Genomic DNA, 259 nt, shown 5'->3' with positions numbered 1-259 from the left:
GGAAACGGACAGCAAACAGACGAACCATGCGGCTTTGACGGTCATGAGGGGGCTTCTCTTTGTTGGGCTGCTGCCGTTGTATCGCGCTGGCGCGCAAACGGCAATCAGTCCTGAAAGAGCGAAGCCCAGGGGGATGACGCTGTATCGCACGTCGGGCCACTACAGGGGCCTGGTGCTGTGCGAGAAGATTTGCCAATAAAGCATCAACAGGCATTGGCGCCGCAACAGAAAAGGGATGGTCGTGGCCATCCCTTGGCAC

The 259-nt window shown here is 58.3% G+C and carries 1 protein-coding gene; it reads left to right on the top strand.

All coding sequences use genetic code 11. The features are described 5' to 3' along the window. Positions 1-199 (top strand): hypothetical protein (locus AC0IYH_RS32400; RefSeq protein ID WP_471838436.1); only part of this gene is annotated, 199 nt, incomplete at its 5' end. Between the last annotated feature and the right edge of the window lie 60 nt (positions 200-259).

Source organism: Pseudomonas sp. AC463, from assembly GCF_979253585.1.
Note: the sequence above shows the minus strand (reverse complement) of the source record. Positions and strands in the feature narration are given on the sequence as shown.